This window comes from Pseudanabaena mucicola FACHB-723 (genome assembly GCF_014696385.1).
In the GTDB taxonomy this organism is placed as follows: domain Bacteria; phylum Cyanobacteriota; class Cyanobacteriia; order Pseudanabaenales; family Pseudanabaenaceae; genus Pseudanabaena.
On sequence record NZ_JACJQB010000007.1, the window covers coordinates 116,073 to 133,032 of the forward strand.

Below are 16,960 nucleotides of genomic sequence, written 5' to 3' on the forward strand. Positions count from 1 at the left end.
GCATTTAATCACACATTTCATATTTATACTGCTTGTCAGTTTTAGATAAGAATGGCAAACTTATACCGAATGTATAAATTATTATCTTTGCATTAGTTAAAAGCAGTCAGTCGCATTTCCTAAATTATAGGTAGAGGAGAAAGCAAATATGTTTTATCCAGATAAACAGATTCCCAGATTTGCGACTAATTCAGTTGCATCAGCTCTAAATTCATTGTTTTTAGGTGGATTTGCATTAATAGGCTTCACAACCGAGGCATTTGCCCAATATTCACTTCCGTCAGAATATACACAGAATCAATCCGAAATTAATTCGGCATTACAAACAGCACAACTTAATCAAAAAACGCTTCAAAATATTCAAGAGTTATCATCTTCTGAGACTGACATCGCGGACTCAGTGACATCGGTATCCCAGCTAAGCGATGTCAAATCAACTGACTGGGCTTTTACAGCTTTACAATCCTTAGTCGAGCGTTATGGTTGTATTGCGGGCTATCCTGACAGCACCTTTCGAGGTAAACAGGCTGTCTCACGCTATGAATTTGCGGCTGGGCTGAATGCTTGCCTAGACAAGATCAATGAAATCATTGCTACAGGTCTAGCCGATAAAGTAAGTCAAGAGGATCTGGCAACTCTCCAAAGCCTGCAAGAAAATTTTGGGGCTGAACTAGCAACGCTACGTGGTCGAATTGATGGTCTAGATGCCAAAATCACCAAACTAGAAACACAGCAATTTTCCACAACAACTAAGCTATACGGACAGGCAATCTTTGGTTTACAAGGACGCTTCGGTAATTCATCGGACATTAATTTTCGTGATGGCATTCGGAATATCAATGAAGCTGACCAAGGCACAAATATCACCTTTGGCTATAACTTAGGACTATCCCTTTTAACCCAATTTGATGCGGCTAACCGTAGTATCCTCTTAGTTAGTTTAAGTGCAAGTAATTTATCTCTTGGTTCAGGTATTTCTCCACTCCGCGACAGCTATACTTTGCTAGGTTACGAAGGCAATACCAATAACCAGTTCTTACTATCTGATCTTTCCTATCGATTTAGGGTCAGTGACAAAGCGGCTTTTATCGTTGGCGCAGCAGGAGTCAGCCCTAGCGCCGTATTTAGAGGACCTAACCGTATTGAAAGTTCTGGATCTGGCCCCTTATCTGCATTTGCTCAACGCAATCCCATTTTAGGGCTTGGTGGCGGTAGAGCAGGTGTTGGGTTTGACTGGCAGGTTAGCGATCGCGTCAGCTTGCAAGGTGTTTATGCCGCAGGAGATCCAGCCAATCCCACCACAGGTGGGCTAACTGGCGGTTCCTACGTAACAGGATTGCAGGCGACTCTGGCTCCAACAGACAATCTTGATGCAGCAATTTATTATCTCCATGCATACACGACTGGAGGTTCATTAAATACAGGAATTGGTGATAGCACAATTAGTTTCTTGGGATCAAGCTTCTTAACCGATGCCATCGGCGCAACCCTTGACTGGCGGATTAGTCCAGCCATAACCCTTGGTACATGGGGTGGTTTTACTAAATCTAATGCCGTCATTGGGGATACAGGCTCGGTAGAAACAACTAATTGGATGGTTTATTTGAATTTCCCTGATCTATTTAAGCAGGGTAACCTCGCAGGAATTTATGTTGGTCAACCTCCCAAGATCACAAGTAGTAACCTTTCATTTGGGAATATTCCTAGCTTCATTGGATTAGATGGTGTTGCCTTTGGTACTCCTGGTTCTCAGCCTGCTAGCACAACTCATGTCGAGTTATTTTACTTGCACCGAATTACTGACAGAATCAGCATCACCCCTGGTGTAATTTTTCTGTTTAATCCTGTGCAGACAGCCACTAGTGACACGATTACGATCGGCACAATTCGTACAACTTTCTCATTCTAGATCACAGATACAGCAAATATAAGCTCATGAAAAAACGTTCTTTAATTTGGAAGACTGGGTTGGCGATCGCAATTGGAGTAACTTGTATGGTCGCTCCTTCCGTACAGCGTAGTATTGCTCAATATCCTCCTGAGATTCCGAGTTCTTCGAGTTCTGACAGTCAATCCATACAACCACCATTCGTATTTCCGCAGCCACCACAGACAAGTCCTCTCTGCGATCGATTGACCAATACAATCTGCAATCCAACCAGTGTTGTAACGACCACTACTATCGAAACAGTCGATAAAAAAGTAACTCAAGAAGTCTGTGAATATACAGGTAGCTGTGAATCTACGCCAACGGTAACACTCTCTTTTGTTCAAGATTTATTAAGACAAGCGGAAAAGGTCACAGAGAGTAATACGGCTCTGATTTATCCCAACATCTTTAGCGATCGCCTAGAAATTTTGGTTGTACCTTCATCGGGTAAAGAGATTCGCAAAGTAGTTCGGAACAACAATAAATCGGGAAAAGCTGATATCGATGAAACCGTTCTAGATTTATTAAGTGCGATTCGTGATCCTAACAGCGAAGACTATCTGCAACCATCCCAAAAACTCTATCAACTCTTAATTAGTCCAATTGAACAAGACTTAGAGGTTGCAGAAGTTAAAACATTGATCTTTGTGTTGGATGGCTCTTTGCGCTCAGTTCCCATTGCCGCATTGCACGACGGTGAGAAGTTTTTGGTGCAGAAATACGCCATGGCAACTGTGCCATCCATGGCACTGGTAAATCTCCAGATCCCCGATCGTCGTCGCAACAGTATCTTGGCAATGGGGCTAACTGAAGAAATGCAGGGTTTCTCTGAAATTCCCAATGTAGCAACTGAGATTGACACGATTACATCCAAAATTCTCAACGGCAAAGTCTTTTTGAACAAGGACTTCACCATTGCCAATTTAGTCAAGGAACAGCAACAGGGAAATTATGGCATTGTCCATCTAGCCACCCACGCTCAGTTTTTGAGTCCCAAAATAGATGGTGCTTTTATCCAGCTATGGAACGAGCGATTGTCTCTAGAGCAGTTGCGAACTCTCCAAGTTGGACAAGAAGCAATTGAAATGCTGACCCTGAGTGCTTGTCAAACTGCTGTCGGTCAAAACTTGGGGTTAAGTGGTGTAGCAATCATTTATCGGGCTAAGAGCGTACTTGCCTCTCTATGGGAAGTCGATGATGCGGGGACAACACCGTTAATGCTTGACTTTTATCGGAACTATCCCACCTCCAAGAGCAAAGCAATCGCTCTGCAAAATGCACAGATTGCCATGATTGAAGGCAACGTTAGGGTGGAGAACCAACAAATTGTGGGTATACCTCAGCTTGCACCAGTGCAGCTCGCGAATCTTTCTGAAGATATAGACCTCAAGCATCCTTACTTTTGGTCATCTTTCATTTTGGTAGGCAATTGGCTATAAGAAAAAAAAAGGAACCGCGCTGAGCGCGGTTCCTTTTTATCTGTGTTTTGACGGAGAGAGAGGGATTCGAACCCTCGTTAAAGTTTCCCCTAAACAGCATTTCCAGTGCTGCGCCTTCAACCACTCGGCCATCTCTCCTCGCTAAATATCCCAAGAAAAGTTTTGCAAATTTACTTGTTTTATTCGCGGAATCTAATCATACCAAAGCTTGGTACATATGCAACTATTCTATGTAGATTTTTTTGAAAGCCTGCCACAGGAGGGCTTTCAAAAAAATTGCTGCGCTAAATTGACTCCGCATTTTGGCTATACCATGCGATCGTATTACGGAGACCTTCGCGAAAGTCCACCTGTGCTGTAAAGCCAAAGGCTTGCTTTGCCCGTTCGACATCAAGACATCGACGTGGTTGACCATTAGGCTTGTCAGTTTCCCAGCTAATTTTGCCGTCATAGCCCATTAATTCACAAATTAAGTGGATTAAATCCTTGATCGAAATTTCTAAGCCAGTGCCAATATTTACTGGTTCTGATTCATTGTATTTTGCCGCAGCCATGACAATACCTCTGGCGGCATCATCGGAATATACAAATTCTCGCGTTGGGGTACCATCACCCCATACCGAGATTTGAGCATCCCCTCTTTGCTGTGCTTCATAAACCTTACGGATCAAAGCAGGGATAACATGGGAACTATGGGGATCAAAATTATCTTCAGGTCCATATAGATTTACGGGTAATAGGTAAATACCATTAAATCCATATTGCTGGCGATAGGACTGCAATTGCACTAGTAGGGCTTTTTTGGCAACACCATAGGGGGCATTGGTGACTTCAGGATAGCCATTCCACAGGTCGCTTTCCTTAAAAGGGACTGGGGTAAAGTTGGGATAGGCGCAAATTGTACCAACACAGACAAATTTTGCCACCTTGGCTTGATAGGCCGCATGGATTAATTGCACACCCATCATGAGGTTGTCATAAAACAGTTCCGCAGGTTTTTCGCGATTGAGTCCAATGCCGCCAACATGCGCCGCAAGATGAATAATTAAGTCCTGACCTTGGACAACTTGTTCACAGATGGATTGCGATCGCAAATCATGGTCTTTTGATCTCGGCACCGTAATTAGCTCAGGATTTGCACCTGCGGCAACCAGTTGAGCAATTACCCGCTTACCTAAAAAACCTGCCCCACCAGTGACGAGAATTTTCTGCTCTGAGAATGGAGTAGCTAGGGTCTGATTTGATTGAGTTTTCAGCATAAAAATTTTTCAGTAAGTTACGAGCATTTAACTACCAAGTCGATGCTTGTCCAGCATTTCGCAAAGTGGCAATATCCTGAGAATGTGTGCCTTTAGGATTGGGTAGCCCCAAAGCTTCTAAATCAGCATCAACCATTAGCTCAACTAAATCTTTGAAAGTTACCTTTGGTTCCCAACCCAACTTTTGCTTTGCCTTGGTGGAGTCACCTAACAGCAAATCAACTTCGGCGGGACGGAAGTAGCGTGGATCGATCTCTACATAATCTTCCCAATTGAGATTGACATAGGCAAAAGCTGCCTCTAAAAACTCACGCACAGAACGAGTTTCACCCGTCGAGATCACATAGTCATCGGGTTTTTCCTGCTGCAACATCAGCCACATTGCCTCAACATAGTCTTTGGCATATCCCCAATCACGTTTTGAGTCAAGATTGCCTAGATATAGTTTTTTCTGTTGATTAGCAACAATTCTGGCGATCGCCCTAGTAATCTTTCTGGTGACAAAAGTTTCACCACGCCTTGGTGACTCATGATTAAACAAAATGCCATTGCAAGCAAATAAACCATAGGATTCGCGATAGTTAATCGTCTGCCAATGGGCATAAACCTTGGCACAGGCATAAGGACTGCGTGGATAAAAGGGCGTAGACTCATTTTGTGGCACAGCTTGTACCAAACCATACATTTCTGAAGAACCTGCCTGATAAAAACGAATCTCGCGCTCGTTCCGTTGCTGATAATCGCGCAGAGCCTCTAGCAACCGTAGAGTTCCCATCCCCACCGCATCAACTGTGTATTCAGGAGAATCAAAACTGACACGCACATGGGATTGAGCACCCAGATTAAATACTTCATGGGGTCTAACTGCCTCTAAAATTCGCCCTAGAGTTGTACCGTCGGTTAAGTCCCCATAGTGCAGAAATAGCTTAGTTTCTGGCAAATGCGGATCTTGGTACATATGATCGAGGCGATCGGTATTGATTGTTGAAGTGCGGCGGATAATACCATGGACTTCATAACCCTTAGATAGAAGCAGTTCTGACAAGTAAGAGCCATCCTGCCCCGTAATACCCGTGATTAAAGCGCGTTTAGAATTACTCATGCAGTAGCTAGAAATGAATGAATAGAAGTTGTCCTGTTAGCATACGACAAATCAAAAACTTGCAATGATGATTTCCTGAAAAGTTGGCAATCACTATACCAATGCAAAAGATCGCAATAAAGGCGGCGCAAAGCGCCGCCTTTATTGCGATCACAAGCTTTTACCATCTACTAGCATTTTCTCAAATTCGGAAGCAGGTAAGGGTGGGCTAAAGAAGTAGCCTTGAAACTGATCGCAGTTATGCTCTTTTAAAAATTGGATCTGATCATCAGTTTCCACACCCTCAGCAATAACTTTCAAGTTCAAACTATGGGCAAGATCAATGATCGCTAGGGAAATTGTCGCATCATGGCGATCGGTGGTGATATCCTGCACAAAGCAACGATCGATCTTGATTGTATTTACAGGGAAATGCTTAAGATAGCTGAGAGATGAGTAGCCTGTGCCAAAATCATCGATCGCAATTTTGACACCCATCAATTGCAATCGAGATAGCACCTCAATCGTAAACTCAGCATTTTGCATAATGATGCTTTCAGTTAGCTCTAGTTCTAAATTCTCTGCTTCAACACCAGTATCTTGCAGCACTTTACTAACGATCTCTAGCAAGTTGTTGTCTGGGCGAAAATGCTGTCCTGACAAATTAACTGCCACAAATCCGTAATCAATGCCTGCATTGCGCCAAGCTCGCATTTGCTCGCAAGCAGAATATAGGACAACTTCACTTAGTCTTAAAATCAGCCCCGTTTGCTCAGCGACAGGTATAAATTTACTGGGCATGATGATACCAAGATCGGGATGTTGCCATCTCGCTAAGGCTTCAGCACCAACTATTTTTCCCGATCGCAAATCAACCAAGGGCTGATAAAAAACCCGAAACTCTCGCCGATCGATGGCACGATGGAGGCTATTTGCCAGAGCCATATATTCTGAAGATTGAACATTCAACTCAGGGCTATAGAGTTTATAGCTATTTCTGCCATGGGTCTTGGCATAGTACATCGCTAATTCCGCATTTTTGATCAAGCCATCTGGTTCTTGGTGATCATCAGGAAAGATCGTAATCCCAATACTGCTGGTAATAAATACTTCATGACCATAAAGGTTATAGGGACGACTGAGTAAATCGATAATTTTTTGGGTTTCCGCCTTGATGCTAACTAGATCGGGAATATCGGAAATAATGAGGGCGAATTCATCTCCCTGTATCCGAGCCACCATGTCACAGGGAGCCATATAACGTCTTAATCTCTCAGCAATCGCCTTAAATAATTGATCGCCAATATCAGTACCAAGAGTATTGTTGATGATATTGAAGTTATCCATATCTAGAAACAACAAAGCCAAGGATTTTTGATTAATCTTGGAATGTAGGACTGCTTGGCTCAGAGATTCATAGAAAAGGATACGGTTGGGAAGTTGGGTAAGCCCATCATGATTAGCTAAGTATTCAAATTTTGCCCCCACAGCCTTGATTTCGTCATAGTAATGTTCACGGACAGAGTTATATTTTTGCAGTCGTGAAGAGATTGCCCCCAGCAATTCACCCGATGTAAATGGCTTGGTCAGATAGTCGTCAGCCCCTAATTGCATGGCTTGACGCATATCTGATTTCTCAGTCATTGCCGTCAGAAATATAAACGGAATCATCGAAGTTTGCGGATCTTTCCTTAGGGCAATGAGAGTTCCGTAGCCATCCAACTCAGGCATGGCAATGTCGCAAATAATCAAATTTGGCAAATAGGTCTGAGCAATTTGCACCCCAACCACCCCATTTTCTGCCCCTAAAACGTCAAATCCTTCATAGGATAGCGTTTCCATAATTTCTTCGCGTAAAGCTTCTACGTCTTCGATGACTAAAATAGTCGTCATAATTTCATTTATTCCTTTAGGTAAATCGGTAGTTTTACCTTGACAGTGGTTCCTTTATTTTCAGTGCTGATAAGTTGAATTGTGCCACCAAGGATGTCAACTGAGTTTTTAATAATTGCCATTCCCAGACCAGTACCAACGATCATACCAACATTATGAGCGCGATAAAAATGCTCAAAAATCTTTTCTTGATCTCCAAGAGGAATGCCAATACCTTTGTCTTCAAACTCTAACAAAAGCTTAGGTGTGTGCTCATTAGTTTGAGCCACTGTAAAATTGACTTGGCTGGCATTTGGTGAATATTTAATCGCATTTGATAGCAAATTAGAAATAAGCTGTCTAAAAAATTTGGTGTCAATCAAAATTTTGATCGGAGCATTAACATTTTTAAAAACAACTTGATGTTTACCATTGCCTAGCAGCTTCGTTTGTTCAATGATTTCCAAGCAGAAGTCTTCTAGATTAATTTCTTCTAACCGCAATTCAAACTTACCAGATTCTGTTTTGCCAATAATTAGCACTTCCTCTAACAGGTTGGTCATCCCCTTGACTTCACGCTGGATTTTATCGATGCGCTCCAGTTTTTTGTCCTCTGACATTTTGTGACTATAGTTTCTTAGTAAATCACTAGCGGTCTGGATGGTGGCGAGAGGAGTGCGAAATTCGTGGGAGGCTCTAGAAATAAATTGCGATTTAAGTTCATTAAGTTCTTTTTCTTTGCGTAATGCGCGTTCTAGCTGACTTAAGCTTTGTTCTAACTGATGAGTGCGATCAGCGACTTGACGTTCAAGATTTTTATTAAGGTCTTGCACGCGCTCAAACAATTGCACCTGTTGAATTGCGATCGCAACATGATTGGCAAGTTGTCTGAGTAAATCGATTTCAAATTCTTCCCACTGACGGGGCGCAAAGCATTGATGGGCAATCAATAAGCCCCATAATGTATCACCAAAGGAAATCGCGGCGACAATGTTTGCTTTTACTTGAAAGCATTGCAAAAGCTCCTTATGGCAAGGGGTCAAGTCAGCAGTATCGACATCAATGATGCTCGAAATCGCACGATTTTGATAGCGGTGGATATTTTCTTGATTAAAACAGGAATCGCTGATGGTTTTGCCAAGAATTGACAATTCAGGATTATTAACCGCTTCGACAACAAATTTGCCGCTCCAATCCTCTTGGAACTGATAAATGACCACCCGATCGATGCGTAATAAAGCCTGTGCTTCTTGAACAGTAATTGCCAGAACTTGATCGAGGTTTAACTCCCGTTGAATCTTGAGCAAAATTGCATTTAATAGTCGCTCTCTTTCGTTTTGGTAGCGGAGTTGCGTTTCTACTTTTTTGCGATCGCTAATGTCGTAATAACTACTCAAATACATCCGCTTACCCTTGTAGGACATCAGTCTTGTCGAAACTAAAACATCCTTAAATATTCCATCGCGATGTTGAATGCGTGTCTCTACGGTAATCGCCTGCCCCGTTTCCTGTAAATGCTGCAACCTTTGCAGCGCTTTACCATGCTCATCGGGATCAGGATAAAGAAAAGTTGTAAAATCGGGGCTAGCATTTGCCTCGCTAATCGTATAGCCCGTTAAATTCTCCATACCTGCATTGAAAATCGAGAAATATCCTGAATCATCGCTAAAGGTAATCCCCTCCTTAATCGATGTCAGCACTGTCCGCAATCTCTCTTCACTTTCGAGCAGTCTTTGGGTGGACTTGACTTGATCAGTGATATCAGTTTGAATGCCAATGTAATTAGTGAGATCACCATGATCATTAAATACTGGCGCAATATACAAATCATTCCAAAAAGGTGTGCCATCCTTACGATAGTTTAGTAAAACAGCGTGGCATTCCCTTTGTTCTTCAATCGCTCGGCGCAGGTCTAGCAAACCCACCTGATTGCGATCCCCCCCTTGCAAAAATCGACAATCGCGCCCAAGCACTTCATCGGCTCTATAACCAGTGATTCGCTCAAAACTAGGATTAACATAAATCATCGGATTATTGGGCTGTGTGGCATCCGTAATCACGATGCCATTAGAGCTAGCGGCGATCGCCCGCTCTCGCAACTGCAACGATTCCTCCACCCGCTTCCGCTCCGAAACATCCCGCAAAGATGCCACCACATAAACTCGCCGATCCGCATCGACAGCATGGGAAACGCGCATTTCTGCTGATGTAGTGCTACCACGATTGAGGATATCGACATCTGTGCTTTCTCCCGCAACTACAGGCAAACCAAAGGTTTCGCCCACAAGTTCTTCTGCACTACAGCCAAACAAATCTTCTGCGGATTGATTGATATAGCGCACTACCCCTTCATGATCAACCACGACAAAAGCATCAGAGACTTCACTAATGAGTTGACTAAATTTCTTGTGGTTAAAATCTCTTAATTGGGACTTTGATAGGGCTTTTTCCCCGACATGCTGACAAGTACCAATGATTTGTCGCAAATTATCATCGCAATCAAGTTCTGGAGAGAGAGAAATTGATAAAAAACCATGACTTCCCCCATTTATTTTGGTCTCAAATTCGACACAAGCTTTGGTTTGCCAACATTCCTGAATATGCGTTTGCAGCAATTTAGCAAACTCTGAGGGTAGACATTGCTCTGGCTCTAAACCCAACAGATTGATGGTTTGCTGGTTCTGCGTTTCCCCAAACAGCAGATGCTGAAACTCAAGATTTGCGATCGCAAATTTGGCTGTCAAACTCGCCACCCCCACTGTATCCACAGCATTAGGAGGTGGATTTGACTCAATCGCTAGAGCAAAGACCCCACATTTAATGTGGTCTAGGATGTTTTGCATAATCGCCAAGTCCTCTAAAAAAGGTCGTTGTCATTATTGACATCCATTTTTAAAAATAGATAGAAACTAATCCTCAGATTAATCCTCAGAGACGAGCTGTTATATCTTTAGCCTTCATGACTCAACTATAATTGCGATCAAGCTGTTTTTAGATTAATTTTTTATGAATTTAACTCTTTCTGTCCCCTCCATTGGCTGCTCTAGCTGCATTGAGACTATTACCAAAACCATTCAGACTGCTGACACATCTGCCATAGTTACAGGCGATGTTGCTAGCAAGTCCATAAGTATAAAAAGTCAACTTCCTGAATCGCAAATCCGTGAATTAATTGCGATCGCAGGTCATAAAATCGAGTAACTTCACTTAAAATACGATCTCCTAACATCTCCTAGAGATCGCAATAAGCACCTCTAGGAATATTAAAGTCTCCCGACTTACCACCGCTCTTATGCACCAATCTAGTGTTGGAAATGACCATCGTCTTTTCTAGAGATTTTGCCATGTCATACAGAGTTAAAGCTGCAATCGTCACTGCCGTCATTGCCTCCATCTCCACACCAGTTTCTGCATTAGCCTTCACCTCTGCTTCAATCTGATATCCGGGAATATTTTCATCTAGCAAAATTTTGACATCAACACTGGTGATATTGATGGGATGACACATCGGAATCAAATTAGCCGTTTGTTTTGCCGCCATTATGCCTGCTAATCTTGCAGTTCCTAAAACATCACCTTTGGGCAAATTCCCCGCTTGAATTGCGTCCAATGTTGTTGTCTTCATAGATATCTCACACATAGCAATCGCTCGTCTCACCGATTGCGGCTTATGCGTCACATCCACCATCTGGGCATTACCACTTTGATCAAGATGAGCGATTGACTGAAGAATATCCGTATCCATAAAAACTTTTGCCGAAATTAGCTCAATAATGTAAAAACAAAGCAAGGCTCTGGAATGCTCAATCTGAATCTAAATGGTGATCACCATCTAGCCACGACAAGACTCTTTACCTAGTACAAAAGTTTACCCGAATATATGACTGAGACAGTAAAGATCGATCTTTATGCAGACAATCTTGGTGTCACTCAAGCGATCGCCACGCAATTAGCGCAACTAGTTACCACAGGCACAATCATTTTGCTAGAAGGTAATCTTGGTAGCGGCAAAACCACTTTTATGCAAGCCTTTGGTCTTGCCCTCGGCATTCAAACTACAATCACTAGCCCCACTTTTACCCTAATTGATGAATATACAGAAGGACGGCTACCTCTATATCACATTGATCTTTATCGTCTAGAGCCATCGCAAGTTCCGAGCCTCCATATAGAAGAGTATTGGCGCGGCAAAGACTTTCCCCTTGGTGTAGTTGCGATCGAGTGGGCAAGCAAATTGATCCATCTGCCGCCGCATTATCTCCAGATCAATCTGGCAACACCTTTACCATTTGATTCGAGTAGCAAGCGAAATCAAGTGCTAGAACAAGATCTTGATTTCGATGACGACCTGCTCGAAGCTCTGCCCGAAGAGCGCACTATTCAAATAATTGCCAAGGGTGAAGCCGCTATAGAGATCATTCAAAATTTAAAAACTAGCAAAAATTAGTCGGTTTTCTGATCATCATTGCCCTTAACTTCATCTTGGAAACCACGCAAAGCCTGTCCTACGCTGCGACCAATTTCAGGAATGCGTTTTGCTCCAAAAATTGCTACACCCACAAGGGAAATAACTACTAACTCTGGCCAGCCAATTCCAAACATTTATTTTAATTCTCCGTGAATGAAGTGTATTTGCGATCTTTAAAGACAGATACATAACCATTCTCTCAGAAAGAGCCTCGGCTCGAAGTACCGTTAATACTTTCTGGGATGAGTTAAAGGCGATAGACTATACAACATTTATCAAATAAATCTAAGAAAACTAATGGAATCAACCATTACTTGGACACTTGGCAGCACCGATCCCGATGCTGAAGCCAATCTTGCTCGCATTGCCCAATGGTGGACATCCCTTGCAGGACAAGAAATTATTTGGCAACAACGCCCCATCACCGATGCTCCCCAGACGACTGATTGGACAAAACAGGCTTTTGACGAAACATTTGCGATCGCAAATCCCACCCTGCGCGGCATCACCCTCTATTGGTACAAGCCCGATAGCCCCGCCGAACGCAATATCTCCGTCGGCTACTTCCAGCTTGATCTATTCAACCAGCAGCTAGATATTCTGCCATCGTCAGGTAAAAGCTACCAACTACGGATCACGTTACCCAAAATTGTCTATCAAAAGGTACAGATTACTGATCCCCAATTTGGTAGCATCACCCAGCCTAACGGCGATGCTGTTCTACTTTTCCGAGACGAAAAACAACGTCTCGAAGTGCAAATTGACCTCAGTGCCACCAACGTTGATTTACTCAAACAAAAACTTTCCTCGTAAATTTTCCGTCAATTTCCCACAACCAAGGAAAAATCTATGATTCCTCAAGAGCTTCCTCCTCCGATTAGCCCTCGGCAAATGGATATGCTGCGTGCCGTAGCTGCCATGGCTTGGGCAGATGGCAAACTGGAACCCGATGAAATTCGCCTCATGCTCGACGAGTTTGCAATTTTATTTGCTAAAACTGAGACCGATCGCAATAATCTCAAAGAAAGACTCCGAGACTACTTAAGCCAAAATATTCCCCTAGAAGAAGTGATCCCCAACATCGAGAGCTTTGAGGATCGCAAAATGACCTTGAGACTTGGCTACCAAGTTATTCAAGCTAGTCGTCGTGATGCCAATGAGCCACTCATCAATCTGGAGGAAGCCGCAGCTTACCAAAGATTAGTCAGAATCTTGGATTTGCCGCCTGAAGTCGTGCAAGAAATAGAATCTGCGATCGCATCGGAGGAGTCGCATCCCAATGGGCTGATCAAATCTTTAGCATCCAAGCTACACAACTTGCTTAGTAGCTAAGAAACATTAAAACCTAGAGACGCTGAGGAGATTGCTAAGCAATCTCCTCAGCGTCTCTAGGTTTTAGGACAAAATTCCGATAAAGTGGTTTCTTAATAGTGAAATTTCACAACCCAAGTTTCATCAAAAATCCTCTATCAGCTACGAGTAGAAACTATGCGAGATGGAAATGACTTTCAGCAAAAAATGATGTCCGTCCCTTTTTTAAAAGGACTACCTGAAGATGTCATAGCTAGGGCGACCGCTCACATGGTTACTCGTACCCATCCAGCCGATCAAGTGATATTGCTAGAAAATGACTGGGGCAACTCTGTTTATTTCATTTTGGATGGCTGGACAAAAATTCGCACCTATAATCTTGACGGCAAAGAGATCACCCTCAATATTTTGGGCTTTGGTGAAATGTTTGGCGAAATGGCAGCGCTGGATCAAGTACCACGTTCAACCGATGTAATTACGCTGACCCCCACAACCATTGGCAGCCTACCCGCCGCAGACTTTGTACATCTGATTGAAACAGAACCCACCGCAGGTATTCATCTCGCTAGACTAATGGCAAAACGTCTGCGTCAAGTTAACCGACGGTTGCGATTACGAGAAGCAGATAGCACTTCCCGTGTGGCTGATGTTTTACTATTCCTCGCTGAAGGTCAAGGCACAAAGGTAAGTAGTGGCGGCGTAGAAATACCGAATTTACCTCATCGAGAGCTTAGCAGTTTGAGTGGACTAGCCAGAGAAACCGTCACCCGTGTACTAGGCAAACTAGAGCGCAAAAATTTGATTCACCGTATTCCCGAACGCGATGTGTTGTGTATTCTTAATACCGAAGGCTTAGAATCTTTGATGGTTTAGATTTAATGGGTGAGATTGCGATCGCAGTAAATCAACGCCTTTCGATCTGTTATTATTAGGCTCGTTATTTGGTAGGTAAAAGTATAAATGCTGAATCCAGTTGATTTCAGCGGTAGACCGTTTCATTTCGTGGGCATTGGCGGAATTGGTATGTCGGCAATCGCCTATATCCTCGCAAAACAAGGATTTACGGTTTCTGGCTCAGATCTTAGTAGTAATCGCATCACTCAAAAACTACAGGATCTTGGCATCAAAATTTTCCAAGGTCATCACACAGATAATATCGATCTGACCCAAAATCCCCAATTAGTCTGTTCTACCGCAATTAATCAACAAAATCCAGAATTTCAGGTTGCCTTAACCAATAGCTTGCCGATTCTGCACCGGTCGGACTTATTAGCAGCATTAATCGATCAGTTTAAAGGCATCTCCGTTGCAGGAACCCATGGCAAAACCACAACTAGCAGCCTAATTGGTTTCTTGCTACTCAAAGCAGGAATTGATCCAAGCATCATCATTGGGGGTGAAGTCAGCACATGGCAAGGTAATGCGCGACTAGGCAGTGGTGAATATTTAGTTGCCGAAGCCGATGAGTCGGACGGAACTTTAGTAAAATTCTCTTCACATATTGGCATCATTACGAATATTGAGTTAGACCATCCCGATCACTATCACAGTCTTGAACAGGTAGTTGAGATATTCCAGACTTTTGAAAAACGCTGTGAAGTGGTCGTGGGATGCATTGATTGCCCAACCGTAAGAGCCGAAATTCATTCAGATATTACCTACAGTTTGAGTGATCCCACTGCGGACTATACAGTTGCACAGGTACAGTACACACCATCAGACACTCAAGCCTTAGTAATCGAACGGGGCAAAATTTTAGGCAAAATTTCATTGGGCTTGCTCGGTCAACATAACCTGAGTAATGCCCTTGCGGCAATCGCCGTGGCAAGGTACGTCGGTGTTGAGTGGCAGGCCATTGCCGATGCCCTGCCAGATTTTGTAGGTGCTAGCCGTCGCTTTGAAATTAAAGGCATCCGCAATGGCGTTACTTTTGTCGATGACTATGCCCATCATCCTAGCGAAATTGTCGCCACCCTAGCTTCCGCGAGACAGCAAAATACAGTTAGTCGAGTCGTTGCCATTTTCCAGCCTCACCGCTATAGCCGCAGCCATCGATTTTTATCAGAATTTAGCCAATCCTTCACGGATGCTGACATGGTAATCGTCACCGATATCTATGCAGCGAGTGAGCCTAACGATGGCAAAATTACTGGGACACAGGTTGCTGATGCGATCGCAAAAATTCATGGTCATGTACATTACTTGCCCACACTCAAGGACGTGCAAGACTTTTTAGTGAAGAATTTGCAATCGGGGGATCTTGCCGTATTTCTTGGTGCTGGCAATCTCAATCAAGCAATTGTCCCCACGATGCAAGAACTAGCCACCAAAAGTCAACCAAAAGCTAACTAACATAATAATTTGCGCTTTCTGTAGCCTCATTAGCTCTACGCTCAAGCCCATGTCCATGTCCATTGACCTCCCCATCCATCCACCGATCCGCTCAAATGTATCCCTTGCTGGCTTAACTTCGATGCGCGTGGGGGGAGCCGCCGAGTATTTCATTTCCCCTCGCTCATCAACTGAGTTAGCCGAAAGTCTCTCATGGGCTTGCGATCGCAATTTACCAATCACAGTTATTGGCGCTGGTAGCAATCTTTTGATCAGTGATCAAGGCTTAGAAGGTTTAGTGGTCTGCACAAGACATTTACGCGGGATTGAGTTTGATCAAAGTTCTGGTCAAGTCACCGCCGCCGCAGGCGAACCCGTTGCTCGGTTAGCTATGCAAATTGCGAGTCATGGTTGGTCAGGTTTTGAGTGGGCTGTTGGCATCCCCGGAACTGTGGGGGGATTAGTGGTGATGAATGCGGGAGCGCAGGGTGGATGTGCCGCCGATTGTGTCGTTTCCGTGCAGAGCGTTTCTCTCACGGGTGAAACTCAGTTAATTTATCCCCAAGATTTAGACTTCAGCTATCGCACCTCAGCTTTACAAGATTCATCACAACTAGTCACAGGCGCAACTTTTAAATTTATAACTGGTGGCAATCCGATCGCGATCGCTGCCGATACTGAAGCTAAGTTGAAAGCAAGACACACTACTCAGCCCTATCATTTACCCAATTGCGGCAGTGTCTTTCGTAACCCTTTGCCCCAATTTGCTGCCCAACTGATTCAAGATGCAGGTTTAAAGGGGTATCAAATTGGCAACGCTCAAGTTTCAGAGCTCCATGCCAACTTCATCGTCAATCTAGGCAATGCTAAGGCAAGTGACATTTTTAAATTGATTCAACATATCCAGTCGGTAATTTGCGATCGCAATGGCGTATTACTGGAAACCGAAGTGAAAATGATCGGTAATTTCTAAATCTAAAGGGCTTGCCTGCAATCGCATTGAACTATAGATAGATTTAATATTTAAGTATTTACATTACTCAATACTTCAACTAATCTAGTTACATAGGCATAAGCCTATTTATAACTTTCATATCTTATTCATTCCCTTAGGGTTTTATTTGCAATCATGACAACAGCAGTACAAAGACGCGAAAGCGCATCACTGTGGGATCAATTTTGCAATTGGATCACCAGCACCAACAACCGCCTCTATGTAGGTTGGTTCGGCGTAATCATGATCCCTTGCTTACTCGCAGCGACCATTTG

At 43.4% G+C, this 16,960-nt stretch carries 15 protein-coding genes, 1 tRNA gene and 1 pseudogene; 10 read left to right on the top strand and 7 right to left on the bottom strand.

Annotated features, from left to right (window positions below):
* Positions 1-148 precede the first annotated feature (148 nt).
* Positions 149-1,909 (top strand): iron uptake porin, encoded by a 1,761-nt coding sequence (locus tag H6F41_RS06030; RefSeq protein ID WP_190402567.1) that lies wholly within the window; start codon positions 149-151, stop codon positions 1,907-1,909.
* 26 nt (positions 1,910-1,935) lie between these two features.
* Positions 1,936-3,369, top strand: a complete 1,434-nt coding sequence (locus H6F41_RS06035) for a CHAT domain-containing protein (RefSeq protein WP_190402568.1) — start codon at positions 1,936-1,938, stop codon at positions 3,367-3,369.
* A 51-nt stretch (positions 3,370-3,420) separates the two neighbouring features.
* On the opposite strand, the gene H6F41_RS06040 is transcribed toward H6F41_RS06035, so the two are convergent.
* From H6F41_RS06040 to H6F41_RS06060, 5 genes are all read right to left on the bottom strand, one after another.
* Positions 3,421-3,507, bottom strand: a tRNA-Ser gene (locus H6F41_RS06040).
* Positions 3,508-3,653: 146 nt separating this feature from the next.
* Positions 3,654-4,628, bottom strand: coding sequence for a GDP-L-fucose synthase family protein (locus H6F41_RS06045; protein ID WP_190402569.1), 975 nt, complete (start codon positions 4,626-4,628; stop codon positions 3,654-3,656).
* Positions 4,629-4,659: 31 nt separating this feature from the next.
* Positions 4,660-5,730 (bottom strand): GDP-mannose 4,6-dehydratase, encoded by a 1,071-nt coding sequence (gene gmd, locus H6F41_RS06050; protein ID WP_190402570.1) that lies wholly within the window; start codon positions 5,728-5,730, stop codon positions 4,660-4,662.
* Positions 5,731-5,880: 150 nt separating this feature from the next.
* Complete coding sequence (locus tag H6F41_RS06055; RefSeq protein WP_190402571.1) at positions 5,881-7,602, bottom strand: EAL domain-containing response regulator; 1,722 nt, start codon at positions 7,600-7,602, stop codon at positions 5,881-5,883.
* Positions 7,603-7,610: 8 nt separating this feature from the next.
* Positions 7,611-10,424 carry a PAS domain S-box protein gene (locus H6F41_RS06060; RefSeq protein ID WP_190402572.1) on the bottom strand — a complete coding sequence of 938 codons (2,814 nt, stop codon included), beginning with the start codon at positions 10,422-10,424 and terminating at the stop codon, positions 7,611-7,613.
* A gap of 163 nt (positions 10,425-10,587) precedes the next feature.
* Here H6F41_RS06060 and H6F41_RS06065 point away from each other — a divergent pair, with 163 nt between their 5' ends.
* Positions 10,588-10,782 (top strand): heavy-metal-associated domain-containing protein, encoded by a 195-nt coding sequence (locus H6F41_RS06065; RefSeq protein ID WP_190402573.1) that lies wholly within the window; start codon positions 10,588-10,590, stop codon positions 10,780-10,782.
* A 31-nt stretch (positions 10,783-10,813) separates the two neighbouring features.
* Here the strand turns inward: H6F41_RS06065 and moaC are convergent, their stop codons facing one another.
* Positions 10,814-11,326, bottom strand: coding sequence for a cyclic pyranopterin monophosphate synthase MoaC (moaC, locus tag H6F41_RS06070; RefSeq protein ID WP_190402574.1), 513 nt, complete (start codon positions 11,324-11,326; stop codon positions 10,814-10,816).
* A gap of 135 nt (positions 11,327-11,461) precedes the next feature.
* Between moaC and tsaE the strand changes: the two genes are divergently transcribed.
* The gene (tsaE, locus tag H6F41_RS06075) at positions 11,462-12,028 is read left to right on the top strand and encodes a tRNA (adenosine(37)-N6)-threonylcarbamoyltransferase complex ATPase subunit type 1 TsaE (protein WP_190402575.1); all 567 of its coding nucleotides are present in this window, start codon (positions 11,462-11,464) and stop codon (positions 12,026-12,028) included.
* Here tsaE and tatA read toward each other — a convergent pair.
* A complete protein-coding gene (tatA, locus tag H6F41_RS06080; RefSeq protein WP_190402576.1) occupies positions 12,025-12,183 on the bottom strand; it encodes a twin-arginine translocase TatA/TatE family subunit in 159 nt (52 codons plus the stop codon). The two genes, tsaE and tatA, sit on opposite strands and share 4 nt — an antisense overlap.
* Positions 12,184-12,346: 163 nt before the next feature.
* Here tatA and H6F41_RS06085 point away from each other — a divergent pair, with 163 nt between their 5' ends.
* The 6 genes and pseudogenes from H6F41_RS06085 to H6F41_RS06110 form a co-directional block, all read left to right on the top strand.
* Positions 12,347-12,862, top strand: a complete 516-nt coding sequence (locus H6F41_RS06085; RefSeq protein WP_190402577.1) for a hypothetical protein — start codon at positions 12,347-12,349, stop codon at positions 12,860-12,862.
* A gap of 36 nt (positions 12,863-12,898) precedes the next feature.
* Entirely contained in the window at positions 12,899-13,381 is a 483-nt protein-coding gene (locus H6F41_RS06090; protein WP_190402578.1) for a tellurite resistance TerB family protein, read from the top strand.
* Positions 13,382-13,537: 156 nt separating this feature from the next.
* On the top strand, positions 13,538-14,233 hold the full coding sequence (locus H6F41_RS06095; RefSeq protein WP_190402579.1) for a Crp/Fnr family transcriptional regulator: 696 nt from the start codon (positions 13,538-13,540) through the stop codon (positions 14,231-14,233).
* Between the two features lie 87 nt (positions 14,234-14,320).
* Positions 14,321-15,712 (top strand): UDP-N-acetylmuramate--L-alanine ligase, encoded by a 1,392-nt coding sequence (gene murC / locus H6F41_RS06100; RefSeq protein WP_190402580.1) that lies wholly within the window; start codon positions 14,321-14,323, stop codon positions 15,710-15,712.
* 55 nt (positions 15,713-15,767) lie between these two features.
* Complete coding sequence (murB, locus tag H6F41_RS06105; RefSeq protein ID WP_190402581.1) at positions 15,768-16,664, top strand: UDP-N-acetylmuramate dehydrogenase; 897 nt, start codon at positions 15,768-15,770, stop codon at positions 16,662-16,664.
* Between the two features lie 156 nt (positions 16,665-16,820).
* Positions 16,821-16,960, top strand: a pseudogene (locus H6F41_RS06110) (photosystem II q(b) protein); the annotation flags it as partial.

Excerpts from the sequence above, each read along its gene's own strand:
- H6F41_RS06030 (WP_190402567.1), top strand. The coding sequence starts at position 149 with ATGTTTTATCCAGATAAACAGATTCCCAGATTTGCGACTAATTCAGTT.
- H6F41_RS06035 (WP_190402568.1), top strand. The coding sequence starts at position 1,936 with ATGAAAAAACGTTCTTTAATTTGGAAGACTGGGTTGGCGATCGCAATT.
- H6F41_RS06045 (WP_190402569.1), bottom strand. The coding sequence starts at position 4,628 with ATGCTGAAAACTCAATCAAATCAGACCCTAGCTACTCCATTCTCAGAG.
- gmd (WP_190402570.1), bottom strand. The coding sequence starts at position 5,730 with ATGAGTAATTCTAAACGCGCTTTAATCACGGGTATTACGGGGCAGGAT.
- H6F41_RS06055 (WP_190402571.1), bottom strand. The coding sequence starts at position 7,602 with ATGACGACTATTTTAGTCATCGAAGACGTAGAAGCTTTACGCGAAGAA.
- H6F41_RS06060 (WP_190402572.1), bottom strand. The coding sequence starts at position 10,424 with ATGCAAAACATCCTAGACCACATTAAATGTGGGGTCTTTGCTCTAGCG.
- H6F41_RS06065 (WP_190402573.1), top strand. The coding sequence starts at position 10,588 with ATGAATTTAACTCTTTCTGTCCCCTCCATTGGCTGCTCTAGCTGCATT.
- moaC (WP_190402574.1), bottom strand. The coding sequence starts at position 11,326 with ATGGATACGGATATTCTTCAGTCAATCGCTCATCTTGATCAAAGTGGT.
- tsaE (WP_190402575.1), top strand. The coding sequence starts at position 11,462 with ATGACTGAGACAGTAAAGATCGATCTTTATGCAGACAATCTTGGTGTC.
- tatA (WP_190402576.1), bottom strand. The coding sequence starts at position 12,183 with ATGTTTGGAATTGGCTGGCCAGAGTTAGTAGTTATTTCCCTTGTGGGT.
- H6F41_RS06085 (WP_190402577.1), top strand. The coding sequence starts at position 12,347 with ATGGAATCAACCATTACTTGGACACTTGGCAGCACCGATCCCGATGCT.
- H6F41_RS06090 (WP_190402578.1), top strand. The coding sequence starts at position 12,899 with ATGATTCCTCAAGAGCTTCCTCCTCCGATTAGCCCTCGGCAAATGGAT.
- H6F41_RS06095 (WP_190402579.1), top strand. The coding sequence starts at position 13,538 with ATGCGAGATGGAAATGACTTTCAGCAAAAAATGATGTCCGTCCCTTTT.
- murC (WP_190402580.1), top strand. The coding sequence starts at position 14,321 with ATGCTGAATCCAGTTGATTTCAGCGGTAGACCGTTTCATTTCGTGGGC.
- murB (WP_190402581.1), top strand. The coding sequence starts at position 15,768 with ATGTCCATTGACCTCCCCATCCATCCACCGATCCGCTCAAATGTATCC.